The organism is Candidatus Sphingomonas phytovorans, assembly GCA_029202385.1.
Classification (GTDB): domain Bacteria; phylum Pseudomonadota; class Alphaproteobacteria; order Sphingomonadales; family Sphingomonadaceae; genus Sphingomonas; species Sphingomonas phytovorans.
The window spans coordinates 3,463,245-3,488,967 of record CP119314.1; the positions used below are offsets into that span (position 1 = coordinate 3,463,245).

General features: G+C 64.9%; 16 protein-coding genes and 1 pseudogene. 9 read left to right on the forward strand and 8 right to left on the reverse strand.

The annotated features are described in order from the left end of the window. The first annotated feature begins 29 nt into the window (after positions 1-29). Positions 30-1,556 (forward strand): M28 family peptidase, encoded by a 1,527-nt coding sequence (locus tag P0Y59_15890; GenBank protein WEJ98420.1) that lies wholly within the window; start codon positions 30-32, stop codon positions 1,554-1,556. 24 nt (positions 1,557-1,580) lie between these two features. Here P0Y59_15890 and P0Y59_15895 read toward each other — a convergent pair whose 3' ends face one another. Further along, on the reverse strand, positions 1,581-2,885 hold the full coding sequence (locus P0Y59_15895) for a sugar MFS transporter (GenBank protein ID WEJ98421.1): 1,305 nt from the start codon (positions 2,883-2,885) through the stop codon (positions 1,581-1,583). A 103-nt stretch (positions 2,886-2,988) separates the two neighbouring features. Here P0Y59_15895 and P0Y59_15900 point away from each other — a divergent pair, with 103 nt between their 5' ends. Both P0Y59_15900 and P0Y59_15905 read left to right on the forward strand, forming a co-directional pair. Beyond that, positions 2,989-4,125 carry a galactose mutarotase gene (locus P0Y59_15900; GenBank protein WEJ98422.1) on the forward strand — a complete coding sequence of 379 codons (1,137 nt, stop codon included), beginning with the start codon at positions 2,989-2,991 and terminating at the stop codon, positions 4,123-4,125. Further along, positions 4,125-5,922: pseudogene (locus tag P0Y59_15905) on the forward strand (dihydroxy-acid dehydratase family protein). Before P0Y59_15900 ends, P0Y59_15905 begins: the two are co-directional and overlap by 1 nt. A 71-nt stretch (positions 5,923-5,993) precedes the next feature. Here P0Y59_15905 and P0Y59_15910 read toward each other — a convergent pair. From P0Y59_15910 to gguC, 4 genes are all read right to left on the reverse strand, one after another. Further along, positions 5,994-8,288, reverse strand: coding sequence for an AAA family ATPase (locus tag P0Y59_15910; GenBank protein ID WEJ98423.1), 2,295 nt, complete (start codon positions 8,286-8,288; stop codon positions 5,994-5,996). 614 nt (positions 8,289-8,902) lie between these two features. Beyond that, positions 8,903-11,602, reverse strand: a complete 2,700-nt coding sequence (gene galB, locus P0Y59_15915) for a beta-galactosidase GalB (protein WEJ98424.1) — start codon at positions 11,600-11,602, stop codon at positions 8,903-8,905. 265 nt (positions 11,603-11,867) lie between these two features. Next, a complete protein-coding gene (locus P0Y59_15920) occupies positions 11,868-12,590 on the reverse strand; it encodes a FadR/GntR family transcriptional regulator (protein WEJ98425.1) in 723 nt (240 codons plus the stop codon). Positions 12,591-12,658: 68 nt separating this feature from the next. Beyond that, positions 12,659-13,642, reverse strand: a complete 984-nt coding sequence (gguC, locus tag P0Y59_15925; protein WEJ98426.1) for a GguC family protein — start codon at positions 13,640-13,642, stop codon at positions 12,659-12,661. A 105-nt stretch (positions 13,643-13,747) separates the two neighbouring features. Here gguC and P0Y59_15930 point away from each other — a divergent pair, with 105 nt between their 5' ends. Together P0Y59_15930 and P0Y59_15935 are read left to right on the forward strand one after the other, a co-directional pair. Beyond that, entirely contained in the window at positions 13,748-15,310 is a 1,563-nt protein-coding gene (locus tag P0Y59_15930; protein ID WEJ98427.1) for an alpha-L-arabinofuranosidase C-terminal domain-containing protein, read from the forward strand. A 10-nt stretch (positions 15,311-15,320) separates the two neighbouring features. Beyond that, positions 15,321-16,238 (forward strand): Gfo/Idh/MocA family oxidoreductase, encoded by a 918-nt coding sequence (locus P0Y59_15935; protein ID WEJ98428.1) that lies wholly within the window; start codon positions 15,321-15,323, stop codon positions 16,236-16,238. 110 nt (positions 16,239-16,348) lie between these two features. Here P0Y59_15935 and P0Y59_15940 read toward each other — a convergent pair whose 3' ends face one another. Further along, positions 16,349-17,956 (reverse strand): alpha-glucosidase family protein, encoded by a 1,608-nt coding sequence (locus tag P0Y59_15940; protein ID WEJ98429.1) that lies wholly within the window; start codon positions 17,954-17,956, stop codon positions 16,349-16,351. A gap of 149 nt (positions 17,957-18,105) precedes the next feature. Here P0Y59_15940 and P0Y59_15945 point away from each other — a divergent pair, with 149 nt between their 5' ends. From P0Y59_15945 to P0Y59_15960, 4 genes are read left to right on the forward strand one after another with little or no spacing between them, the layout of a single operon-like run. Further along, on the forward strand, positions 18,106-19,455 hold the full coding sequence (locus P0Y59_15945) for an MFS transporter (GenBank protein ID WEJ98430.1): 1,350 nt from the start codon (positions 18,106-18,108) through the stop codon (positions 19,453-19,455). A gap of 55 nt (positions 19,456-19,510) precedes the next feature. Further along, entirely contained in the window at positions 19,511-19,999 is a 489-nt protein-coding gene (locus tag P0Y59_15950) for a cupin domain-containing protein (protein ID WEJ98431.1), read from the forward strand. A 24-nt stretch (positions 20,000-20,023) separates the two neighbouring features. After that, complete coding sequence (locus P0Y59_15955) at positions 20,024-21,187, forward strand: Gfo/Idh/MocA family oxidoreductase (protein WEJ98432.1); 1,164 nt, start codon at positions 20,024-20,026, stop codon at positions 21,185-21,187. Between the two features lie 15 nt (positions 21,188-21,202). Next, positions 21,203-22,576: a Gfo/Idh/MocA family oxidoreductase gene (locus P0Y59_15960; GenBank protein WEJ98433.1), complete on the forward strand. Its 1,374-nt coding sequence runs from the start codon at positions 21,203-21,205 to the stop codon at positions 22,574-22,576. Between the two features lie 179 nt (positions 22,577-22,755). Here the strand turns inward: P0Y59_15960 and paaI are convergent, their stop codons facing one another. Together paaI and P0Y59_15970 are read right to left on the reverse strand one after the other, a co-directional pair. Next, a complete protein-coding gene (gene paaI / locus P0Y59_15965; protein WEJ98434.1) occupies positions 22,756-23,199 on the reverse strand; it encodes a hydroxyphenylacetyl-CoA thioesterase PaaI in 444 nt (147 codons plus the stop codon). A gap of 88 nt (positions 23,200-23,287) precedes the next feature. Then, positions 23,288-25,666 carry a TonB-dependent receptor gene (locus tag P0Y59_15970; protein WEJ98435.1) on the reverse strand — a complete coding sequence of 793 codons (2,379 nt, stop codon included), beginning with the start codon at positions 25,664-25,666 and terminating at the stop codon, positions 23,288-23,290. Between the last annotated feature and the right edge of the window lie 57 nt (positions 25,667-25,723).

Consider the following 25,723-nt stretch of genomic DNA (forward strand, 5'->3'; position numbering starts at 1 on the left):
GACTTGCCTGAAACAACCACGGGGGCAGCATGAAATTCTCGACAGCCGCGATCATGGCACTTCCCGCCGCATTGCTGATCGCGGGGCAGACCGCCGCCGCGCCGGAACCGGGACCCGATGCCGAAACCCGCGCCTGGTGGACGATCACCGAGGCGCTGTCGAACGACGGGATGGAGGGCCGCGACACCGGCTCCGCAGGCTATGATCACGCGGCGCAGCTGGTCGCCGACAAGTTCAAGGCAGCCGGATTGAAGCCGCTCGGCGACAAGGGAAGCTGGTTCCAGCCGGTTGCGCTAAACGAAATCGCGATCAAGCGCGCCGAGATCGGCGTCGGCGATCGTCCGCTCGCCTTTCTCCAGGACATCACCGTCGACCCGTCCAACGCCATGCCGGTGACGGTCGATGCGCCGCTCGCCTATCGCGGTTATTGCGGCGCGGCGGCGCTTGGCGACGTCCGCGGCAAGATCGTGATATGTCATGGCGTGAACCGGCCCGGCCTGCCGGGCGCCGCCGAGCGGATCGCGGCGGTCAAGGCAGCGGGAGGCATCGGCCTTGCGACGATCGCCGATCCGGGCTTCGCCATCGAACCGCCGCGCTGGCCCTTCGCCTACGCACGTTCAGTGACGCTCGCGAATGCCGCGCCCGATACCGATGGCTTCCTGCGCCTGCGACTGAAGGCCGATGCCCTGAAAAAGGCGATCGGCGACCATGGACCCGATGCTGGCGATCTCATTGCGAAAGGGAGCGCCGGCGAGCCCCTTCCCGGCTTCGACATCCCCGAATCCTTCCATGCGACGTTCACGGTGAGGCGGCGGCAGATCACCTCCTCCAACGTGATCGGCCTGCTGCCCGGAAGCGACCCTGCCAGTAGCGCCCAGGCGATCGTCCTTTCAGCGCATCTCGACGGCTATGGGTTCGGCACGCCGGTGAATGGCGACGGCCTCTACAACGGCACGCTGGATGACGCAGCCTATGTCGCGCTGCTGATCCGGGTGGCGGAGCAGCGCCAGGGCAAGGGATATCGCCGCCCGGTGATCTTCGCTGCCTTTACGGGGGAAGAGAAGGGCCTGCTCGGGTCGACCTGGTTCGTCGCCCACCCGACGCTGCCAAAGGCCTCGATCGCGGCCAACATCAACCTCGACCAGTTGCGCCCGATCTTTCCGCTCGACCTGCTCACCGTCCATGCCCTTGACGATACGAGCCTGGGTGAAGACGTGCGGGCCGTCGCCAACGGCATGAACATCGCCGTCCAGCACGATCCGGAGCCGGCGCGCAATCTGCTGCGCCGTTCCGATCAATGGCCGTTCCTCCAGGCGGGCATTCCAGCGACCGCCTTCGTCTTCGGGTACCGGCCAGGAACGGAAAGCGAGCGCATCTATCGCCAATGGTACAGGACCGGCTACCACACGCCGCTGGATGATCCGCACCAGCACATCGACTGGAAGGCAGCGGCGGATTTCAACCGCTTCTTCAAGACGCTGGTCGAGCGCGTGGCCGACCAGGAAGCTGCCCCCGCCTGGAAAGCCGGGAGCAGCCTGCGTCCGGCGGGCCACTGACCGCCGGCGCTGAACCACCGGTATCTATGCGGTCTCGGCCGCCGTCGGTCGAGAGCCGTACACCGCATAGAACAGCACATAGAGCTCGCAGGCAGCGGTCAGCAGGAACGACATCTGCAGCCCATAGGCATCCGCCAGCCAGCCCTGGACGATCACCAGCGCGCCGCCGGCGATCGCCATGATCAGCAGGCCCGATCCTTCCTCGGTCAGCGGGCCAAGGCCCCGGATGCCTAGGGTGAAGATCGTCGGGAACATGATCGAGTGGAACAGGCCGACCGAGATCAGCGCCCACATCGCGACGGGACCGGTGGTGAAGGTCGCGACCAGCATCACGACCAGCGCCCCGATGCTGAACGCCGCCAGCACATGCTCCGCCGCGACGCGCTGCATCAGGAAGCTGCCGAGGAAACGGCCGACCATCATCCCGCCCCACAGCAGGAAAAGATAATTGGAGGCCTGCGCATGAGTCAGGTTGCCGATCTCCGGCGCCGAGACGAAGTTGATGAACAAATTGCCCACCCCGATCTCCGCGATCAGGTAGATGAAGATCGCCGGCACGCCGAACACCAGGTTGCGGTGCCGCCACAGGCTATGGCCTCGCCGCTCCTGTTGCGCACGGCCGCGGGTCGAGGCGTTCATGTCGGGCAGGCGGAAGCGCGCGATGACCACCGCGAGCACGACCAGTACGGCCGCCACGATCAGATAGGGAAGCTGCACCGAGTGCGCGTCGGCAAGACGCTCGGCCGGGGTCAGCACCGCGCCCGCCGCGGCGTTGCCCGACGTGCTGCGGCCAAGGATGAGATAGCCGCCGAACAGCGGCGCGAAGGTCGTCCCCATCGAGTTGAAGGCCTGGACCAGATTCAGCCGCGAGGATGATGTCTCCGGCGAACCGATCACCGCGACATAGGGGTTGGCCGCGACCTGAAGCAGCGTGATGCCGGCGGCGATGACGAACAAGGCCGCCAGCACGACCCAATAGGAGGGGATCATCGACGCCGGCACCATCATCACCGCGCCGAACGCCATGATGATCAGGCCGGCGACGATCGAGCGTTTGTAGCCGATCCGCTCGATCAGCATCGCCGAAGGGATCGACGCGAAGAAATAGGCGATGAACCACACCGACTCGATCAAGGTTGTCTGGGTATAATTGAGATCGAACACGCTGCGCAGGTGCGGCAGCAGCGTGCCGTTGATGACGGTGATGAACCCCCACATGAAGAACAGGGTGGCGAGCAGGCTCAGCGTGGCACGGTAGCCCGACCCGGCGGAACCCGACGCCGTGCCGGCCGCAAGCGGTGTCGATGTATCGATTGCCGGTCCCGCCATTCTCACATCCTCTGCTGCATCGCTTGTTTTTTGTCTGAGTATATGTAAGCAAAATCGCGGTCAACGCCGCCGGTCAGAGCGGCCGCGGTGGAGGGCGATATTCATGCACAAGAGTTTGATCATGCTGGCGGCGATGAGTGCCGTCGCGGCGGGGGCGAGCGCTCATGCGGCATCGGCGGCGCGGGAGACGGTGGGCGACGTCGCCGGCGCGAAGGTCGAGGCGATCACGCTGGCCAACGCCAATGGCGTGAAGGCGCGCATCCTGAGCTATGGCGCGACCCTTCAATCGCTCATCGCGCCCGACCGCAACGGCAAGCTGGCCGATGTGGTGTTGGGCTATGACGATCTGGCCGGTTATGTCGACAAGCCCAATTTCTTCGGCGTGACGGTCGGCCGCTATGCCAACCGCATCGCGAAGGGCCGCTTCGCGATCGACGGCAAGACCTGGCAGTTGCCGATCAACAACGCCCCCAATTCGCTTCATGGCGGCACGAAGGGCTTCGACAAGGTCGTGTGGCGCGTCGTCTCGGTCGAGAACGGCCCTGTCGCGCGCGTGACCTTCGGCTATGTCAGCCCGGACGGCGACCAGGGCTATCCCGGCAAGCTCGACGTCACCGTCACCTATGGGCTCGACGAAAAGGGCGCGCTGTCGATCGAGTACAAGGCGGCGACCGACGCGCCGACCATCGTCAACATGACCAATCATGCGATCTTCGATCTCGCCGGCGAAGGGTCGCCGACGGGCGCGATGGGCCACAGGCTGACCATGCCGGCGGGTGCTTATACCCCGGTCGACGCGACCCTGATCCCGACCGGCGAGTTGCGTCCGGTCGAGGGCAGCGTGTTCGATTTCCGGAACGGACGAATCCTCGGTGACGGCGTCCGCGACGGACGCGATGCGCAGATCGTCGCGGGACGCGGCTACGACCATAATTTCGCGATCGATGCCGGGCTCACCGCCCAGCCCAAGCTCGCGGCCCGCCTCGAGGACCCCGTGTCCGGCCGCGTGCTCGACGTGCTCAGCACCGAGCCCGGCTTGCAGCTCTACACCGGCAATTTCCTCAACGGGGGGCTGATCGGCAAGCACGGCCATGTCTATCGCATGGGCGATGGCGTCGCGATGGAACCGCAGAAATTCCCCGACACGCCCAACCAGCCAGCCTTCGGCTCGGCCCGGGTCGACCCCGGCAAGCCGTATCGCCACCTGATGATCTATCGAGTATCGGTGGCGCCACGCTGATGACCGTGCCACCACCCCCGGGGCTGCGGTCGCGCGCCTGGTTCGACAACCCCGCCAATATCGACATGACCGCGCTCTATATCGAGCGTTACATGAATTTCGGCCTCTCCCAGGAGGAGCTTCAATCGGGCAAGCCGATCATCGGCATCGCCCAGACCGGCTCCGACCTGTCGCCCTGCAACCGCCATCACCTCGTGCTGGCCGAGCGGCTGCGCGAGGGCATTCGCGAGGCGGGCGGCATCGCGATCGAATTCCCGGTCCATCCGATCCAGGAAACCGGCAAGCGCCCGACCGCCGGACTCGACCGCAACCTCGCCTATCTGGCGCTGGTCGAGGTGCTGTACGGCTATCCGCTCGACGGCGTGGTGCTGACGATCGGCTGCGACAAGACGACACCCGCCTGCCTGATGGCGGCGGCGACGGTGAACATCCCCGCCATCGCCCTGTCGGTCGGGCCGATGCTCAATGGCTGGCACAAGGGCGAACGCACCGGATCGGGCACGATCGTGTGGAAGGCGCGCGAACTGCTCGCGGCGGGCCAGATCGACCATGCCGGCTTCGTCAAGCTCGTCGCCTCGTCGGCGCCCTCGACCGGCTATTGCAACACCATGGGCACGGCGACGACGATGAACTCGCTTGCCGAGGTGCTTGGCATGCAGCTTCCCGGATCGGCCGCGATCCCCGCGCCATACCGTGACCGCCAGGAAATCGCGTACCGCACCGGCAAGCGCATCGTGGAGATGGTCGCCGAAGACCTGAAGCCAAGCGACATCCTTACGCGCGACGCCTTCACCAATGCGATCGTGGTCAATTCGGCGATCGGTGGATCGACCAATGCGCCGATCCATCTCGCCGCGATCGCGCGCCATATCGGTGTCGACCTGCCGCTCGACGACTGGCAGACGCACGGCCATCACGTGCCGCTGATGGTCAACCTCCAGCCGGCGGGCGACTATCTCGGCGAGGATTTCTACCATGCCGGCGGCGTGCCCGCGGTGATGGCCGAGCTGATGCGCGCCGGGCTGATTCGCGAGGATTCGATCACCGCCAACGGCCGCACCATCGGCGACAATTGCCGCGACGCGACGATCGAGGATGCGGATGTGATCCGCCCCTTCGCCACGCCGCTGATGGAGGATGCCGGCTTCGTCGTGCTGAAGGGCAATCTGTTCGACGCCGCGATCATGAAGACCAGCGTGATCTCGCGGGAATTCCGCGATCGCTATCTCTCCGACCCGGCCGATCCGGATGCCTTCGAGGGGCCGGCGGTCGTGTTCGACGGGCCCGAGGATTATCACGCGCGGATCGACGATCCGGCAACCGGCATCACGCCCGAGACCCTGCTATTCATGCGCGGCGCCGGGCCGATCGGCTATCCCGGCGCGGCCGAGGTCGTGAACATGCGCCCGCCCGCCTATCTGATCCGCGAAGGCGTGCATGCGCATGCCGTGCATCGGCGACGGGCGGCAGTCGGGCACCTCGGGATCGCCCTCGATCCTCAACGCCTCGCCCGAGGCGGCGGCGAATGGCGGCCTCGCGCTGATCCGCACTGGCGACCGGGTGCGGATCGATCTGCGCGCGGGCACGGCGAACCTGCTGATCGGCGACGCGGAACTGGCCGAGCGCCGCCGCGTGCTGATGGACGCGGGCGGCTATGCCTATCCCGCCTCGCAAACGCCGTGGCAGGAAATCCAGCGCGCGGTCGTCGGCCAGCTCGACAGCGGCGCGATCCTTGAAGGATCGGAGCGGTATCAGCGGATCGCCCAGACGCGCGGGTTGCCAAGGGACAACCACTGATCCCAGCCGGCCCCGAGTTCAAGTCGGACCATTCTTCCGTTCGTGTAGAGCCGGCCGTAGGCAGCGCCAACTTATGCGCGGCGAATAAAGCCTAAAGTGCGGTTGGCAAAATTTGCCAGTTCGGCATCATTAATGTTCTCGGTCTGCCAGGTCGGGTTGGTGTCGTGATGGTAGCGGTTGGCATAGTCGAGCAATGCCCGAAGCTCCATCGTGTCAGTTTGGTTTAGAATTTGCTCAGCGGTGCCCAAATGTTGCTGGCAACGATTGATAAACGGGCCAAGCAGTGAGCCCGGCGGAAAAACGCCTGCATGGGCAACTCGGACAAATGCTTCCAGCATGGGCCGCAGATCGGCCGCAACAGTGCGTTCGAGGGCCGCATCACCGGCAAGAACATAGACCGCCACTCGTGCATAGCGCCGATCATGTTCGGTGATGCCATCTTGCTTGACGTTCCAAAACTCCAATGTCGATCCAACCTGGGCGCGCGCGATCCGTATTCCCGCGCGATCATTCACCGGCGCTTCTTTCCACAATCCGAGCAAGAATGGTTTGGAATGGGAAAGCACGATCACTTGGCGAACGCGGTCCAGTAGGCCTCGGATTTCCTGTACGGTGACAAGAGAACGATGCTCGTCCAGGCTGGTCATCGGATCATCGATGACGACGATCTTGGCGGCAAGGTCTGGGTCTTGCTCAAGGGATGCAAAGAAGAATGCGAGAGCGAGGGCATTGCGATCACCCGCACTCAAGCTGGTACGGAACGACGGCCCAGCGTCGGCGGTCAGCGGTACGGGAACATTATTGATGAGCACGCTGTAGGTAGCTGACGAGCCGCCGCGATTGTTGACCGAGCTGACCCCACCCAACCGGAACCCGGCGTTGAAGCGACCGAGATAAATATTGATCGCAGCCTCATAGGTCGGAAAGACATTCTGGCGGTAGTTGTCCAGCGCCGTGCGCGCCGCAGTACGTGCCGTCTCGGTGACGGTCTTGGCGTCCTTCTCGGCCAGATAGTCCGTACACAATGGGGCAACGGCTGCGCTGTGTCGTGTCTTTGCGGCCTTCAACCGATTGAGGTCATTGGTGAGCGCGGGCGCGTTGGCGGCTTGAGCTTGCTCCTTCACCACGGCGATCTGGCCGCTCAGCGCAACGAGCGTGCCGGAAATCGCCGTCACTTGCGCACGCATGGCATGATAAGCATCAATTGCCGCAACTGCCTCGGCACTCAACGCGATGGGGTCCAGCGGAGCGGCTTGCTTGGCGGCAAGCGCCGCTTGCACCTGTTCACGGGCAGTTTTCCAACTGCGCGCAATAGCGGCGGTATCGAGAACGATTTCGGGAATTTCGAGAAAACGAAGCCAGAAGGTACGCCGTTGCATCGCCACACCCACGGCGCGCTCGAATGCTGCTGGGGTATCTCCACTATGGGTGGTGGTGATCGTTCTGCCAGTCGTGGCAAGCTCGGTCTTCAGCGCCCCATATTCCGCCCCAAAATAGGCGCGATAGTGCTCGATAATATCTGACCCATGAAGCGACTGAGCGCAGAATGGGCAATCCTTGTCGGCCCAAGGCTGATCGTCGCGCGCGAGAACGGCAATCCCATCGCCGACCCAACGCTCACCCGTTGGACCGATGCGCGCCAAATGCGCTTGAACCTGCACCGCCGCCGCTGCGTCCAGTCGCGGCATGTCACGGCCCAATAACACATTGATCCCGGCAACATCGAATGTCGGCAACTCAACCGCAGTGAAATCTTGCTCGTCCTGTACAGCAACGGCCTCCTGCGCGGCAGCCAAGGCGCGTTCGGCCTCTTGGATGCGAGCATCGACATCGTTGACCGCTTGGAGGGCGCAGAAATCTTCAATCGTCAGCCCGTGGCGCGCGATCGCCGGTATCGCCTGATCTTTCGATCGGAGTTGCCGATTATGCTCCTCGATGTCAGCGACATGCCGCTGCAATGTCGCATTGAGCGCTACGCCTTGTGCGCCAAGGATAAGCTCATGAAGGTTCTGACGGTGGCCCGGCTCGATCTCGATGCCGGAGCAGACGTTCTCGGATACGAAAGTATCATCAAAAATCGCCAAGGTGGGCAGCGGAGCCGACCATGCGTTATTTTGCAGCGTGTGCTGATTTCCGTCGGGACAGTGGACGATGATGTGAGGCGGGTGAACTGCGCCCACGCGATGCCTGTCAGCCACTAAACGAGCGTCGCCCGTACCGAGCGAGCGCAGGATAGCCGCAAGGGTGGTCTTGCCTCGGCCATTTTCCGCGTAGATCGCGGTCATCCGGGCGAAGGGTAACTGTGCGCCCGGCGCGATGGAATCGAACTGGCCGACATTACGAAGTAATTGAATCTGACTAACCACGACATCCCCCCCGGTTGGCGGGTATCATACCGGGGAAGTTAGTACAGGAAAGCGATACCTGCGAGATCCACAGTCGATCCATTTTTGATCAATTATGTTTGGAATACACTGACGCTGCAGTTCGGCTAGGTTACAAACCCGAGTTCCATAAGCGATGGGTGATCATGGGAGGTCTGTGGCTTCTCGGCGCCGCCATCGGCCGCATCCCCGAGATAAGTCACTTTGGCTTGCACATCTTCGTGGGCCTTATCGCGTCGGTCGCCATATGCGAGCTTGCCAGCCGTCCCAAATCTCCGCCCGTTGCGAGGCCGAGTAATATATCCGCCGACGCTGCTTCACCGCTGTCACTCCATCTCATCATAAGAATGAAGTGTTGCGGCCACCCGTTGAACCCACCACCAATTCCGGCCATCCCAATATCGAATAGTCACCGCGGATGGGGTCAACATCACGTCAACTTCCGGCCACCACAATACCCCCGGAACAAGTCCGGGATGACGGCGGTGGGTGGGTTGCTGTTTCGCTCGAAACGAACCGCTTTGGGTAACCAGGCCTGACGCAAGGTCTGCGTGACAGCCGCCAACGCCTCCCAAAGCTCGACGCCCGGAGCGCCGCTATCTTGCGGCGACGCTCTCCAGGACGATCGTTGAGCCCGTGAGCGCCCCGGACCGGGCGTGCAGCGTGATCGCGCCCGGCTTGCCCGGCAGCGCACGCACTACCACCAGGGCAAGGCCGTTGAACGCCTTGCGCGTCGGCGACTGGAAGGATTCGAAGCTGGTCGGATCACCATTGTCGGTGGCGACGATCTCGCCCGGGCCGTCGATCGTGACGCTGACCGCATTGTCGGCACGCGGCACGGTGAGCCCGTCCTTGTCGGTGACGCGCACCGTGACGAAGGACAGGTCGCGGCCATCGGCGTTGATCCGCGCCCGGTCGGGCGTCGCCTCCAGCGCGGCGGGGGTGCCGGCGGTCTTCACCATCTCGGTCGCCCATGGCTTGCCGCCCTTCCAGGTCACGACCTTCACCTCGCCGGGCGCGTAGGTGACGTAATCCCAGCGGAAGCGATATTCATAAGGCGCCCGCGTCTTCCTGCCCTGCGAGATGCCGTTGACGAACAGTTCCGCCTCGTCGGCCGAGGTGAAGACATGGACCGGAGTGACCTGCCCTTCACGGCCGGGCCAGGTCCAGTGCGGCAGGACATGCGCGAATTGCAGGTCAGAGCGCCAGCGCGCCTGGTAGAGCCAGAAGCGGTCCTTCCTGAATCCCGCCAGATCGATGATGCCCGAATAGGAACTGCGCGCCGCATAGTAAGGCGTCGGCTCGCCGAGATAGTCGAACCCGGTCCAGACGAATTCGCCCGCGACGAACGGGTTCTGGTCGTTCGACGCGAAGACCCGGTCGGGCGAAGAGCCGAAATCGGCGGCATGGAGTTCATAGGCGCTGACCTGCTTTGTCTCGGGGTCGCCGCCCGAGCCTGGCCGGACCGGGCCGCTGATCGCGCCCATCACGGGGAAGAGATACTCGCCGCGACTGCTGAGCGCCGACGCGCTCTCGGTGCTCATGATCACCTTGTCGGGATATTTTTCGTGAAAGGCGGCGAACTGGCCGGGATAGGCGCGCACGCCGGTGCCCTGATAGTTGAGGCCGATCACGTCGACCGTGCCGGGCATCGCCATGTCGGGCTTGGCATAGTTCATCGCGGTGGTGGTCGGGCGGGTCGGATCCTCCTCGCGCACCATCCGCACCAGCCCCCTGGCGATTGCCGCCCCCTCTTCCCCGGTATATTGCTCGCCGACTTCGTTGCCGACGCTCCACAGGATGACCGACGGATTGTTGCGGTCGCGGCGCAGCATCGACCGCAGGTCAGCCTCGTGCCAGTCGGGGAAGATCAGGTGGAAATCGAGCGGGGTCTTCTTGCGCTCCCACACGTCGAACACTTCGTCGATCACCAGCAGGCCCATGCGATCGGTCAGCTCAAGCAGCTCAGGCGCGGGCGGATTATGGCTCATGCGGATCGCGTTGCTGCCCATCTCCTGTAGCATTTCGAGCTGACGCTCCGCCGCGCGGACATTGAACGCCGCGCCGAGCGCGCCGAGATCATGATGGTTGTTGACGCCTTTCAGGTCGATCCGCTCGCCATTGACGAACACGCCCTTGTTCGCGTCGAAGGTGACGGCGCGGATGCCGAATGGCGTCTCATAACGGTCGACCGTCCTGCCGTTGAGCGAGACAATGGTGACCGCGACATAGCGGTTGGGCTGCTGAGTCGGCGGCGGACCCCAGAGACGGGGGTTGGCGAGCATGGTCGACCCGGCGATCGTCGCATTGCCACCCGCCGCGACACGCGCGCCGGCCGGCGCGATGCGCGCGACGATGGCGCCGGTCTTCCGGCCAGCAGCATCCAGCGCATAAATGTCGGTGCTGACGCTGGCGTTCGCCTCTGTGCGGGATTCATTGTCGACCGACACGTCGAGCGCGATGGTCGCCGATCCCTTCGAAACCTCGGGCGTGGTCACTCGCGTGCCCCATTGGCCGATATGAACCGGGCTGGTCTTGGTCAGCCAGACATTCCGATAGAGCCCGCCACCGGGATACCAGCGCGCCGATTCAGGTGGATTGTCGAGGCGGATGACAAGCTCGTTCCTGCCGCCGAACGCCAGATAGGGGGTCAGGTCGAGCCGCCAGCCATTATAGCCATAGGGCCAGCCGCCGACGAGCTTCCCGTTCAGCCACACCGCCGAATAGGACATCGCACCGTCCACATCGAGGAACACCGACCTGCCCTTGTCGCGCGCCGGAATGTCGAGCGCCTTGCGGTACCAGCCGATCCCCCAGCTATCCAGCCGGCCCATGCCGCCATAAGGACCGGTGGTCAGGAAGGGCCGCTCGATCGCCCAGTCATGCGGCAACGTCACCTTCCGCCACGCGCTGTCGTCGAAACCGGCCTGGACGAAGGAAACATCGCCGCCGGGGTTGCCCGCCGGCCGCACGTGCCGCTTCGCCGGGTCGCGGATGAAGGCGTTGGCGCTCGGCAGGATCCAGGGCTTGAGCACCGCCTGGCCGGCGGCGGTGACTGCCCTGGCCTCGTCCGGCCTGGCATCGGCCGCCTTGCCGTCCTCGCTCTTCCCGATCTCCGGCCGCACGTCATAGGACAGGCCGGTCGCGCCGGCGGGGTCGCCCATATGGAAACGCCAGCCGGCATTGATCGAGACCCGCTCGCGCGGCACGGTCTCGGCATTGGCACCGGACGCGTCGAGCATTGCCATGAGCATCAGCGCGAACAGCCGAGCGATGGTTTGAGCTAGCGCTGCCACTGACATCATCTCCCCGCGCGGCGACCTTTCCGGTCGCGCCTTTTCCCGAAACGGGGTGAGGCTATGGTTGCGGGGCCGTCCTGGTCAAGAAATTTGTAGGAGTTATTATCTCTATCTGCCTCCCCTCACCTTCCTCGGCGAAGGCCGGGGTCCAGTTGGGGAACGTCGAGAAACAAATGCCGTGCGTCGTCACAAGGGCCTTCCCGACTGGACCCCGGCCTTTGCCGGGGAAGGTCAGAGGAGAGCAAGGCGAGAGGGGGAAGTCTCAGCCCCCGCCCGGCTCCATGGCCAGTTCGGTATCCTCAAGCGCGCGGCGGATCAGGTCGGCCATCGCAACGCGCGCTGCTTCCGGGTTCGCATCAGCGATCGCGTCGTACAGTAGCTGATGCTCGGGCAACGGGTCGCGCGGCAGCTTGCGGTTGCGCTGCTTGAAGATGGTGGTCCAGCCGACCGCCGCGGCGATGGTGCTGGACAAGGTGGTCAGCGGCTCGTTGCGCGTCGCCTCCAGGATCAGGTGATGGAAATGCTGGTCGGCCACCCGCCCCTCGGGCGTGGCGAGGCCGTAGCGCCCCATCTCCTCAAGCGCATGCCCCATCTGCGCCAGTTCACGTCCCGTCCGGCGCTCAGCCGCGAGCGCGGCGGCAGCCGGCTCGACGATCATGCGCAGCTCGAACAGGCTGCGGATGAACACCTCGCTCGGCTCGCCCTCGAACATCCAGGCAAGCACGTCGGGATCGAGCAGGTTCCAGCGGCTGCGCGGGCTGACGCTGGTGCCCGCCTTGGGCCGGCTTTCGACCAGGCCCTTGGCCATCAGCATGCGCACCGCCTCGCGATAGACGCTGCGCGACACGTGGAGTTGTTCGGCGAACTCGATCTCGCCGGGCAGGACATCGCCCGGCTTGTACACCCCCGTGACGATCTCGACGCCCAGATCATGCGCGATCGTGCCGTGGATCCGGCGGCCCTTTGGTTGCTGTCCCGGCGTCACGTGTTCCCCATCCGCCTTCCCTCCGTTCGGCCCGCCATCTTCGCGGAAAGGGCCGCATTCCGATACCCCTAGAGTATCCTTATCCGAACATCACGTGCCGGTTCGATCACGATCGGATTGCGCGCCGGCAGGCGGAAGGGCGGCGCCTCGATCTCGAACACGTCCCCCGGCTCGGTACGGATGCCTTCGGAGAAGGACAGGGTCGCCGTGCCGAAGAAATGGACATGCACATCGCCGGGATGGCGGAACAGGTCGTATTTGAAATGATGATGTTCGAGATTGGCGATGCTGTGCGACATGTTCGCCTCTCCCGTCACGAACGGACGTTCCCACAGGGTCTCGCCGTTCCGCACGATCCGGCTGGTGCCACGGATATCCTCGGGCAGATCGCCAAGCAGCAGTTCCGGCCCCAATGCCGCGGCGCGCAGCTTCGAATGGGCGAGCCAGAGATAATTGCCGCGCTCCGTCACATGATCGGAAAATTCATTGCCGATCGCGAAGCCGAGCCTGACCGGATTGCCCTCGCCGTCGATCAGATAGATGCCGGCAATCTCCGGCTCCTCCCCCGCATCGAGCGCGAAGGCGGGTGAACGCAACGGCGCGCCCGGCGCGGCAAGCTGTTCGCCATTTCCCTTGTAGAACCATTCGGGCTGTGCGCCGGTCTCGCCCGCGCCGGGCTTGCCGCCCTCCACGCCCATCAGGAACATGCGCATCGAATCGGTCTGCTGCGCCGCCTCGGTCATCGAGCGGTGCATCTTGTCGCGTCCCTCGGCCGACCCGAGATGAGTGAGGCCAGTGCCCGTCAGCAGCAGATGCGCCGGATCCCCATGGTCGATCGGCGACAGCAAGGTGACCGTCTCCAGATCGACCACCCCAGCATAGCCGGCCAGGGCCGCCTGATCGACCAGACCATTGCCCGCCACCAGCGCGGCCTCGGCGAGCGCGCGCACGCTTTCCACCCCGACCAGCCGTTGCGGCGGTTGTTCGCCGCGCAGCATGGCAACGCCGCGCGTGCCTCCGGCATCGATGAACTGCACCAGCGACGTCCGCATATCCCCTCCCACTATCGTCAAACTTTATCCGCTTGCGTAATCATATACTCAGACAATAAACTAAAGCCAGTCGTCGTCGAACGGCATCATGGGAGGATACGGACAATGGCGGCATCGAAACGGTTGAGAACGGGCGCGCGGATCGCGCTGGCGGCGGCGCTTGTCTTCGCGTCGGGTGCGGCCTGGGCGCAGGCGCGCGAGGCGAGCGTGACCGTTCATGCCGACAAGCCCGGGCCCAAGGTGCAGCGCGAGATCTTCGGCCAGTTCGCCGAGCATCTCGGCACCGGCATCTATGGCGGGCTGTGGGTGGGCAAGAATTCCCGAATTCCCAACAGCGACGGCTTCCGCAACGACGTGATCGCCGCGTTGCGCGCGATCAAGGTGCCGCTGATCCGCTGGCCGGGCGGCTGCTTCGCCGACGAATATCACTGGCGCGAGGGCGTGGGCGCGAAACGGCCGGTGAAGGTCAACACTCATTGGGGCGGCGTTACCGAGCCCAATTCGGTCGGCACGCACGAGTTCATGAACTTCACCGAGCTGGTCGGCGCCGAGGCCTATGTCTCCGGCAATGTCGGCAGCGGCTCGCCGCAGGAAATGGCCGACTGGGTCGAATATATGACCTCGCCGACCGCCTCGACACTCGCCAATGAGCGCCGCGCGAACGGCCGCAAGGAACCGTGGAAGCTTCCCTATTTCGGCCTCGGCAACGAGCTATGGGGCTGCGGCGGCAACATGCGGCCCGACTATGCAGCGAACGAGACGCGGCGCTACGCCACCTTCGTAAAGGCGCCAGCAAACACGAAGATCCTGAAGATCGCGAGCGGCGCCAGCGATTCGAACTATGAGTGGACCGACGTGATGATGCGCGACGCCGGCGACCGCATCGACGGCCTGGGCGTGCATTACTACACCGTGCCCGATGACTGGAAACGGAAGGGGGCCGCAACCGGCTTCGACGAGGCGAGCTGGGCGCGCACCCTGTCCAAGACGCTGCTCATGGACGAGTATGTGACGAAGCACAGCGCGGTCATGGACAAGTATGATCCGGAACGCCGCGTGTGGCTGGCGGTCGACGAATGGGGCACCTGGTACGATCCGACACCGGGCAGCAATCCCGGTTTCCTTCAGCAGCAGAACAGCCTGCGCGATGCGCTGGTCGCCGCGATCAACCTCAACATCTTCACCCGCCATGCCGAGCGCGTGAAGATGGCCAACATCGCCCAGATGATCAACGTGCTTCAGGCGATGATCCTGACCGATGGCGACAAGATGGTGGTCACGCCGACCTATCAGGTGTTCGGCATGTACGTGCCATGGCAGGACGCGACTCAATTGCCGGTCGACCAGACCAGCCCATGGTACAACAAGGATCAATGGACCATGGCGTCGCTCAACACATCGGCCGTGCGCGGCGCCGACGGCGCGGTGCATGTGTCGCTGGCGAATCTCGATCCGGTGAATACGCTGACCGTGACTCTCAACCTCGATGGCGGGACGGCCTCGACCCTGTCGGGCAAGGTACTGACCGCTGACCGGATCGATGCGCATAACCGCATCGGCGAGCCGCTGGCGGTCGCGCCCCGCGACATCGCTGCGGTGCCGGTGACTGGCGGCAAGGTGGTGCTGACCCTGCCGGCCAAGTCAGTGACCGTGGTGGCGCTGAAGTGACGCGCGGCTGATGCTGCCGATCGGGATCATCGGCTATGGCAAGATCGCCCGGGATCAGCATGTCCCGGCGATCACCGCCGATGGCCGGTTCCGCCTGACCGGCGCGGTTGACCCGCATGCCGTGTCGGGCGCGGTGCCGGTCCATCCTGATCTTGCCGCACTGCTCGCCGCCGATGCGCCGGCGGCGGTGGCGATCTGCACCCCGCCCGCCGCGCGCGTCGCAGTGGCGCGGGAGGCGATCGCGGCGGGGCTCCACGTGCTGCTGGAGAAACCGCCGGGCCTGACGCTCGCCGAGGTCGCCGAGCTCGAAACGCTGGCGCGGGATGCGGGCGTCACCCTGTTCACCGCCTGGCATTCGCAGGAGGCGGCCGGGGTCGATGCGGCGCGCGGCTGGCTGGCCGACCGCGCGATCGAGGCGGTGCGGGTGATCTGGAAGGAAGATATCCGCGTCTGGCATCCCGGGCAGGAATGGATCCTGGAGGCGGGCGGGTTTGGCGTGTTCGATCCCGGCATCAACGCGCTGTCGATCCTGACCGACATCCTGTCCGCGCCGCTGATCGTGGAATCAGCCGAACTGGCGGTGCCGAAGGGCCGGACGCAGCCGATCGCGGCGACGCTCGCGCTGCGCGGCGGCGCGGTGCCGGTCTCGGTCGAACTCGACTTCCTCCATCAGGGCGTGCAGCGCTGGGATATCGAGATCGATACGCCGGACGGCATGCTGAAGCTGGCGATGGGCGGTGCCGAGCTGACGATTGCGGGCAAGGCAGTCCCGGTGGGCAGGAATGTGGAATATCAGCGTCTCTATGCGCGCTTCGCCGACCTGGTGGCGCGCGGGGAGAGCGATGTGGATCCGGCCCCGTTGCGGCTGGTGGCCGAGGCGTTTGAACTTGGGGTGCGGCGCGAGGTGGAAGCGTTCGCGTTCACCTGACCCAGCCCTTCCCCGGCGAAGGCCGGGGCCCAGTTGGGTGAAGCTCTCGATCAATCGCTGAAGCCTTCCCGACTGGGCCCCGGCCTTCGCCGGGGAAGGGCAGGCAGGAGTCAGGTGATCCTTTCCGCAATCACCCCGGCGAACGGGCCGAGCCGCCATTGCTCGACCTCGCCCACCTGTTCGATCACGCGCCACGAGTCAGCCTCTTCGGGCACCCATTCCCGCGCCTCAACCGCAAAGTTGAACACACATAACAGCCGTTGCGCGCCAGAAACCCGCTCGAACGCCAGCACCGTCTCCGACGCTTCGATAAACCGGATCGCCCCTATCACCAGCGCGGGGTTCGCCTTGCGCATCACCAGCAGCCGCCGGGTCAGCGCGAGCATCGATGCCCCGTCCCGCTCCTGCCGGTCGACCGCCAGCGCCGCATGGTCCGGCCCGAAGGGCAACCATGGCTCAACCGTCGCAAACCCAAGCCCCGCCTCTCCGGCCACCCAGGGCATCGGCGTCCGCGCGCCGTCCCGGTCCAGAGTCAGCGGCCAGTTGGCGATCGCCTCCGGATCGCGCAGCCGGTCGAACGGGATATCGACCTGGGTCAGGCCAAGCTCCTCGCCCTGATAGAGGAAGATGTTACCGCGCAGCGCCATGAGCAGCAGCATCTTCATGCGCGCGAACGCCTGCTCATGCCCCGCCGGCGCCCAGCGCGACACGGCGCGCGGCGCATCGTGATTCTCGAACGCCCAGCTCGGCCAGCCAATGCCTGGCGTATCGGGCCAGCGTTCAAGCACCTCGCGCACCAGCGCCGGGGTCAGCGCCTTCGCGTACAGGAAGTTGAAGCCGTACGCCGTGTTCAGCCGGTGGTCGCCTTGCGTGAAGGCCTGCATCTCCGGCTCGACATTCGGGCCGCCGACCTCGGCCACGGTGAATCGATCCGGATAGGCGTCGGTCAGCGCACGCACCCGTTCGAGGAAGAGCGGAATATCGGGATGCGACTGGCTGTGGATGTGGAACTGGAAATCGAACGGGCGGGTACGGCGGCTGTTCGTCGGCGGCCTTGCCGGATTGTCGCGCAGCGCCGGATCGACCATCGCGCAGCTGATCGCGTCGAGCCTGAACCCGTCGACCCCGCGATCGAGCCAGAAGCGCGCGACGTCGAGCAGTGCGTCCTGCACCGCCGCCTCGTGCACGTTGAGCTGCGGCTGGCTGCTCAGGAAATTGTGCATGTAATATTGGCCGCGCCGTGCGTCCCAGGTCCAGCCCGGCCCGCCGAACACCGATTGCCAGTTGTTGGGCGGCGTGCCGTCCGCCTTCGCATCCGCCCAGACATACCAGTCGTGCCGGGCGTTGGCCCGGTCGCGACGACTCTCGGCGAACCAGCCATGCTCGTCCGAGGTATGGGCATAGACCTGGTCGACGATCACCTTCAGCCCGAGCGCATGGGCGCGGGCGACCAGCGCGTCGAAATCCGCCAGCGTGCCGAACAGCGGATCGACACCGCGATAGTCCGACACGTCATAGCCGAAATCCTTCATCGGCGACGGGAAGAAGGGCGACAGCCACACCGCATCGACGCCAAGCGACGCGACATGATCGAGATGCCCGGTGATGCCGGCGAGATCGCCCACCCCGTCGCCGTTCGAATCGGCGAAGCTTCGCGGATAGATCTGGTAGATCGCCGCCCCGCGCCACCACTCGCGCCCGCGTTCCGAACTGCTCAACGGCCTCTCCCTTGCGGCTACCGGTCCTTTTGCGCGCCGCGCCGGCCGGAAAGCAATGGCCGCACGCGAACGGGGATTGCCGGGGCGCCACGTCACTGACATCCTGCCCGGCAGAAGACAAAAAACATAAAACAGGGGGTTTGGAGCGAGTGACCGGGCGGCCGCGCCAGTCCCTGGCCGGACTGTGGAACATCTCGTTCGGATTCTTCGGGATCCAGGTCGCGTTCGGCCTGCAGAACGCGAACATCAGCCGCATCTTCCAGTCGCTCGGCAGCGATGTCGACACGCTGGCCCTGCTGTGGATCGCCGGGCCGATAACCGGGCTGATCGTTCAGCCGCTGATCGGCCATTTCAGCGACCGCACCTGGGGCCGGTTCGGGCGGCGGCGTCCCTATTTCCTGGCGGGCGCAGCACTTGCCGCGCTGGCGCTGATCGCCATGCCGCACGCGCCGGTGCTGCTGGTGGCGGCATTGCTGCTGTGGATGCTCGACGGATCGATCAACATATCGATGGAGCCGTTCCGCGCCTTTGTCGGCGACATGGTCGGCCCGACGCAACGCACCCTCGGCTATGCCTTCCAGACCGCCTTTATCGGCGCAGGCGCAGTGCTTGGGTCGATCGCGCCGTTCGCGATCACCGCGCTCGGGGCGAGCAACGTGGCGCCCGCCGGCGTCATCCCCGACGCGGTGCGTTATTCCTTCTACCTCGGCGGGGCCGCGATCTTCTGCGCCGTGCTGTGGACCGTGCTCACCACCCGCGAATACCCGCCCGAGAGGATGCGCGCCTTTGCCGGCGAGGATGCCCCGGCGCGCGATGCCGGCCAGGGCGGCAACGCGCTGACCCGAATCGCCCGGGATATCGTCCGGATGCCGGTGGAGATGCGCCGCCTCGCGCTTGTCCAGTTCTTCTCCTGGTCGGCGCTCTTCGTCCTGTGGGTCTACACCACGCCGGTCGTCACCCGCTATGTCTTCGCGGCGACCGATACCGCGTCCCAGGCCTATAATGACGGCGCCGACTGGGTCGGCATCCTTTTCTCCGTCTATAACGGGGTCGCAGCGCTGGCCGCCTTTCTGCTGCCGGGGATGGTGCGACGGATCGGCATGGGCAGGACGCATATGGTCTGCTTGCTAATCGGCGCGGCGGGCTTTGCGGCGATGCTGGCCATCCGCGATCCGGTGCTGCTGATCCTGCCGATGATCGCCATCGGGGTGGCCTGGGCGTCGATCCTGACCATCCCCTATGCCATGCTGGCCGGCGTGCTGCCGCACGGCAAGCTCGGCGTCTATATGGGCATCTTCAACGTCTTCATCGTCCTGCCCCAGCTCTTCATCGCGACGGTGATGGGCAGCCTGATCCACAATGTGTTCCCCGAAGAGCCGATCTGGACCATCGCCATCGCGGGCGCGCTGATGGCCCTCTCCGCCCTCGCCATGCTGCGCGTCGGGGAGCCGGCGACGGAAACAACCGGAATCGCCGCCGACGCCGAATTGGCGCTTTGACAATCCTATAGGATCAGCAATAAGTCCGGTTAGCGCTACCATCGGCGCTGCCCCGATGACGCCCGGAAAGCGGCGCACCGGACAGGAGAGGAACATCGCGATGCGCGTCACCCGCAGGGATATGGTCGTCGCGCTGGGCGCGGTCGCGCTCACCTGTTCCGCCGGGGTACTTGCCCAGGGCAGGAAGATCATCGGCCCGTCCGTGTGGGACTGGACCGCGATGAAGGTCACCCCGACCGATGTCGGCGAGGTGCGCAGCCTGGGCAACGGGCCAACCGCGACGCTCGACGATCTGGAGATTCACGTCACCACCCTGAAGCCCGGCCAGACCTCCCACGCGCCGCACAAACACCCGAACGAGGAACTGGTGATTATCCGCGAGGGCACGGTCGAGACCCTGTCCGACGGCGTATGGAAACGGCTCGGGCCGGGATCGGTGATCTTCAACGCGTCCAATTCGCTTCACGGACTACGCAACGTGGGCACCACCAACACGACCTATCATGTGATCAACTGGACCACCCCGGCGACGCCCAGGAATTGAGCGCCAGTGCCAAGGAGAGACTCGATGAATCCGATCGACCGCCGTTCGATGCTGACCGGCGCAGGCTTTGCGGGGCTCGCCGCCGCGCTGCCGGGCGACGTGCTGGCGCAGGCACTGAGCGGCAACGCCATTCCCGAGGTGGTCAACACGGGTGCGCCGACCGACCCGCGGCCGAAGCATCACATCAGGTTCGCGGTGATCGGGCTCGACCACAACCATATCTATGCGATGACAGCGGCGGTGATCCGTGGTGGAGGCGAGCTGGTCTGGGTCCATGCCAGCGACGCGAAGCAACTCGCGGATTTCCAGAAGCGTTTCCCGACCGCGAAGCTCGCGCGGAGCGAAGCCGAGATCCTGGAGGACAGGTCGATCCAGCTGATCGCCGGCGCGCCGATCCCCGATCTGCGCGCGCCGCTCGGCATCCGTGCGATGCGGGCGGGCAAGGATTTCCTCGGCGACAAGCCGGCGATCACCAGCCTGAAGCAGCTCGCCGATGTCCGCGCAGCGATCAAGGCGACGGGGCGCAAGTTCGCGATCATGTATTCGGAGCGGCTGGAGGTGCCAGCCGCGATCAAGGCCGGTGAGCTGATCGAGCAGGGCACGATCGGCCGCGTCGTCCAGACGATCAACATCGCCCCGCATCAGGTGAACCCGGCCAGCCGGCCTGACTGGTTCTGGGACAAGGCGCGGTATGGCGGCATCCTGACCGATATCGGCAGCCACCAGGCCGAACAGTTCCTGTTCTTCACCAAGAGCAGCCGCGCGAAAGTCGTCGCGTCGCAGACCGGCAACATCAACCATCCCGACCATCCGCTGTTCGAGGATTTCGGCGACATGACGATGAGCGGGAATGGCGGCACCGGCTATCTGCGGGTCGACTGGTTCACGCCCAGGGGGCTCGGCACCTGGGGCGACGGCCGTCTCTTCGTGCTGGGGACGGAGGGCTATATCGAACTGCGCAAATATGCCGACCCGACCGGCAAGCCCGGCGGCAACCACCTGTTCGTGGTCGACGGCAAGAGCGCCCGCTATCTCGATTGCAAGGACGTGTATCTGCCGTTCGGCCCGCAATTCGTGACCGACGTGGTCGAGCGGAGTTCGATCGCGCAGGATCAGGACCAGGCGCTGCTCGCCGCAGAGCTCGTGCTCATCGCCCAGAAGAACGCCACCCGGCCGATCACGGCCTGACGGAGGGACAGTATCATGACCAAAGCGGGATTTTCGCGACGCGATCTGATCAAGACCGGGGCGGTGGCTGCGATCGGCTTTCCGTCGATCGTGCCGGCCAGCGTGTTCGGCCGGAACGCACCGAGCAAGCGGATCAATATCGGCGCGATCGGCGTCGGCCGTATCTCGCGCATCCATGACATGGTCGAGATCTTCAAGGTCGACGATGCGCATATCGTCGCTGTGTGCGACCTCGATACGCGGCGCGTGCAGCAGGGCATCGAGCTGGTCGACACGACCTATGGCGAAAAGGCGGGCAAGCCCTATTCGGGCACGCGCGGCTATGCCGATTACCGGGAGCTGCTGGCCAACAAGGATATCGATGCGGTCATCATCTCGACCCCCGACCACCAGCACGCGCCGAATTCGATCCACGCGGTACAGGCCGGCAAGCATGTCTATTGCCAGAAGCCGGCATCGCTGACGATCGCCGAGGGGCGGCAGATGGCGAACGCGGTGGCGAAGACCGATCGCGTGCTGCAGATCGGATCGCAGCAGCGATCGCAGGACCCCTGGCCGCAATTCCACCGCGCCTGCGAACTGGTGCGCAACGGGCGGATCGGCACGCTGACCCATGTCGAGATCGGCCTGCCCGGCGACCCTTCCGGCCCCGAGGCGGCGGCGATGCCGATCCCGGCGAACCTCAATTACGATGCCTGGCTCGGCACCACGCCCGAGATCTATTATACCGAGATCCGCGTGCACCCGCAGGACGGCAAGTTCGGCCGGCCGGGCTGGCTGCGCTGCGAACAGTTCGGCGCCGGCATGATCACCGGCTGGGGCGCTCACCATGTCGACATCGCGCATTGGGGCATGGACACCGAACATAGCGGCCCGATCGAGATCTGGGGCACCGCCGAATTCCCCAAAAGCGGGCTGTGGAACGTACATGGCCCGTTCGAGACCTATGGGCGCTACGCCAACGGGGTGGAGATGAAGATTTCCGGCGCGCTGCCCAATGGCGTGAAGTTCATCGGCACAGAAGGATCGATCTTCGTCACCCGCACCGGCGGCGTCACCGCGAGCGACCCCGCGATCGCCGCGGCCGGAACGAGCGGGCTGCTGGCGAGCAACCCGAAGATCCTCGACAGCGTGATCGGGCCCAACGAAATCCATCTGCCGAAGAGCCCGGAACAGCACCGCAACTGGCTCGATTCCATCAAGACCGGCGCGCCCAACATCTCACCGGCGGAGCTCGGCCATCGCGCGTGCTCGACCTGCCTGCTCCACTGGACCGCGATGCGGACCGGCCGGCGGCTGAAATGGGATCCGGTGGCGGAACGCTTCATCGGCGACGACGCGGCCAATGCGATGCTGAGCCGGCCGCAGCGCAAGGGCTATGCGATTTAGGCCGGATCGACATTCGGAACCGGCCTGTCAGCGACGCACGATGGTTCGCGTGGAGGCGCAGAGGACGCTGAGAGGTCCGGTCAGCCGCACGGGCGGCTTGCGATGACAAACACGTCCTCGACGATTCAGGAAATGAACTCCACGGCCTCTGTGCGCCCCCTCTTCTGCGCCGAAAAGGCTCAGCGAACCTCGCCAGTCCCGATCACCGGTCGCCCGAGCGCGCGGGAAACGCCCTGGAAGATCGCGAGGACTCGGCCGTCGTCCGCGGTGACCCGGACATCATAGACGCCGGTCCGGCCTGCTTCGCCCGACCGCCGGGCTTCGGCAACCACCCGCTCGCCGCTCCTGCTCGGCGACAGGAAGGTGATCGATCCAGCTTGGGCGACCGTCGCGATATTCTCTGAATTGCACGCATAGGCGAAGGCCTGGTCGGCGAGGAGGAACAGGATACCACCATGGGCACTGCCGAAACCGTTCAACATGCGGTCGTCGAGCGTCACGGAAACGGTCGCGTGGCCCGCCCCCACTGAATCCAGCGCGATCCCGAACAGCTCGGTAGGCCCCTCCGCCCGGCGCATCGCCTCGGCGACCTCGCGCGGCGACGGGGCATCCATATCGACCATATCGATTATCCTCCCCGTGCGCCGGGTCCTGAAACATCCGATCGTGGAGCGGGGACATCGCAGCCTGCCACGCCCCGGCCCGCTCAGCTCAGAAGTTGAATCCCAGCGTGAGACCGTAGGTCCGCGGGTCGCCGAACAGGGCGAACGCCACCCGGCTGTCCCGCTGTGAAAAGACATGAGTCCGATATTCGGTATTCGTCAGGTTCTTGGCCCAGACGCTCACTTCGAAATGACCGTCGGCGCTCGTGACCCCAAGCGACGCGTCGACAAGATCATAACCGGGGATCACGGTGATCGGGTTGTTGTCGGCGTCGTAATAGCTCAGGCTCTGATATTTGTAGTTCGCCCGGACGGCGATCTTCTCGCCACCCGCCAGGCGATAGCTATATCCCGCATAGGCGCTCGCCGTATATTCGGGCGCTTGCCGCAGGCGATTGTTCGTGAACGCACCGGTCACGATCGTCGACGGCGTGCCCGTGAACTCGGTGTAGCGCGCGTCGAGATAGGCGAAGGTACCGCCGATCTCCACGCCGCTGACCGGGCTCGCCGCCGCCTCCACCTCGATGCCCTTGATACTCGCCTTGCCCGCATTCTCGGTGATGAACTGGCCGAAAGTGGTGCCGGCCGGCTGGAAGAAGCGCGTCACCTGGAGGTTGCGATAGTCGGTATAGAATGCAGCGACGTTCAATCGCAGGCGGCGGTCGAACAGCTCGCTCTTGACGCCCAGTTCATAGTTGGTCGCGTTCTCCGGCCCGAACGGCCTTGTCGCGACCGCGGCGGTCGATGCCGTTCCGGTGAAGCCGCCGCTCTTGAAGCCGGTGGCCACGCTCGCATAGGTGAGCAGGCGCGGCGCGATCTCATAGTCCGCGATGACCTTCCAGCTGAAGTTCGACCAGCTCGCCCGGGCCGAGACCAGCGGATAGGCCTGCAGAAGGAGGGGAAGGCCCGAAACGATCCGCGCCTCGGACGTTATCTCCTTGCGCTCGTACGAATATCGTCCGCCGGCCGTGATCTTCAGCCGATCGATCGGCCGGTAGGATGCCTGGGCATAGCCGGCATAAGCGAAGCCGTCATTGGACTGGTACGAATTCGATATGCTCGGAAGGCGATCCGCCCTGCCCAGTGACGGGAAGTTGAATCCTTCGATCCTGAAGTTCTTTTCCTTTGTCACGAAAATGCCGGCGATCCAGTCGAAGCTCTCTCCCGAGGGCGACGTCAGCCGCAGCTCCTGAGTGTATTGGCGCGGCCGTTCATTGACCGCGTCAGTGATCTTGAAGGTAAAGCCGTTGGTCGCGGGAGAGAGCAGGACGTTGTTCGGATTTCCGGATGCGCCGGTAAGATCGGTGAAGACGCGTGCCGCGGGCAACCCCGATGAATCCTCGAGATAATCATAGCTCGTGCGGCGATAGCTGCTGATCGAGCTGAGCGTCGCGAAATCGAACTGATAGGCAAGCTGGACGTTCACGCCGAAGATGTTGCGCCTGGTATAGCCTTCGACATCGGCAAGTGTCGTATAGGGGCTTCCGGCACCCCCGAGGGCCACGTTCACCGCGACCGGATCCGAGGCGCAGCCGCAATTGTGCAACGGACCCTGGCTGCCCACCGGCTCCCGGTTGGTCGCGCCATTATCGTCATGCGCGCCGTCGATCGTGACGCTGGCGCTGAACCGGTCGGTCGGCTCCCAGCGAAGCGTCCCGCGATAGCTCACCGATTCCGTTTCACCCCAGCGCTGGCCGTAAAAGGGGCTGCCGACCAGCACGTTGCGCAGATAACCGTCGTTGGAGCGGTAACTGACCGCGATCTTCCCGAAAAGATTGTCGGCGATCGGGCCGCTCACCAAGCCGGCGGCATCCATCCTGCCGTAATTGCCGATCTTGATCCGTGCCTTGAACTGCGGCGTCGAATTCGGTTGCAGCGTAACGAAGTTCACCGAACCGCCGATCGAGTTCTTGCCATAAAGAGTGCCCTGCGGCCCGCGCAGCACCTCGACCCGCTCAAGGTCGAACAGGTCGAACACCTGCGCCGACCGTGCCGCGATATAGACACCGTCAACTGAAACGACGGTCGAATCGCTGGCGGCGGGGCCGTCTTCCTTGGTGCCGACCCCTCGTATGGCGATCTCCGGCTGGCCTGCCGCGAACGCAGCGAAACTCAATCCGGGCGTTCGGTTGGCGATTCCGGACAGGTCGGAAATATTGTCGCGTATCAGCGTCTCGCCGGAAATCGCGGTAATCGCGGCGGGTACATTCTGAAGCGCTTCCTCGCGCCGGTTGGCCGTTACGACAATGTCGGCGAGGCGGTCGCCACTATCGGCCGATCTTTCGTCGGATTCTGCGACGGGGGAGATGGATGTTTGAGGTGCAACCGCGACGGGTGTCGCCTGTGGTTCAACTGACTGGGCTTCGGTTGCCGGTACCCATAGACCGAACCACAATGCTGTCGTCGCGCAAAGCTTGCCTTTCGTCACCTTCTCTCTCCCCCGATCGTGTTGAGTGCCTGTCTATTAACAGTCCGACCGGTCAGT

Excerpts from the sequence above, each read along its gene's own strand:
- P0Y59_15960 (WEJ98433.1), top strand. The coding sequence starts at position 21,203 with ATGACCAAAGCGGGATTTTCGCGACGCGATCTGATCAAGACCGGGGCG.
- gguC (WEJ98426.1), bottom strand. The coding sequence starts at position 13,642 with ATGCGGACGTCGCTGGTGCAGTTCATCGATGCCGGAGGCACGCGCGGC.
- paaI (WEJ98434.1), bottom strand. The coding sequence starts at position 23,199 with ATGGTCGATATGGATGCCCCGTCGCCGCGCGAGGTCGCCGAGGCGATG.
- P0Y59_15890 (WEJ98420.1), top strand. The coding sequence starts at position 30 with ATGAAATTCTCGACAGCCGCGATCATGGCACTTCCCGCCGCATTGCTG.
- P0Y59_15955 (WEJ98432.1), top strand. The coding sequence starts at position 20,024 with ATGAATCCGATCGACCGCCGTTCGATGCTGACCGGCGCAGGCTTTGCG.
- P0Y59_15930 (WEJ98427.1), top strand. The coding sequence starts at position 13,748 with ATGGCGGCATCGAAACGGTTGAGAACGGGCGCGCGGATCGCGCTGGCG.
- P0Y59_15900 (WEJ98422.1), top strand. The coding sequence starts at position 2,989 with ATGCACAAGAGTTTGATCATGCTGGCGGCGATGAGTGCCGTCGCGGCG.
- P0Y59_15935 (WEJ98428.1), top strand. The coding sequence starts at position 15,321 with ATGCTGCCGATCGGGATCATCGGCTATGGCAAGATCGCCCGGGATCAG.
- P0Y59_15950 (WEJ98431.1), top strand. The coding sequence starts at position 19,511 with ATGACGCCCGGAAAGCGGCGCACCGGACAGGAGAGGAACATCGCGATG.
- P0Y59_15895 (WEJ98421.1), bottom strand. The coding sequence starts at position 2,885 with ATGGCGGGACCGGCAATCGATACATCGACACCGCTTGCGGCCGGCACG.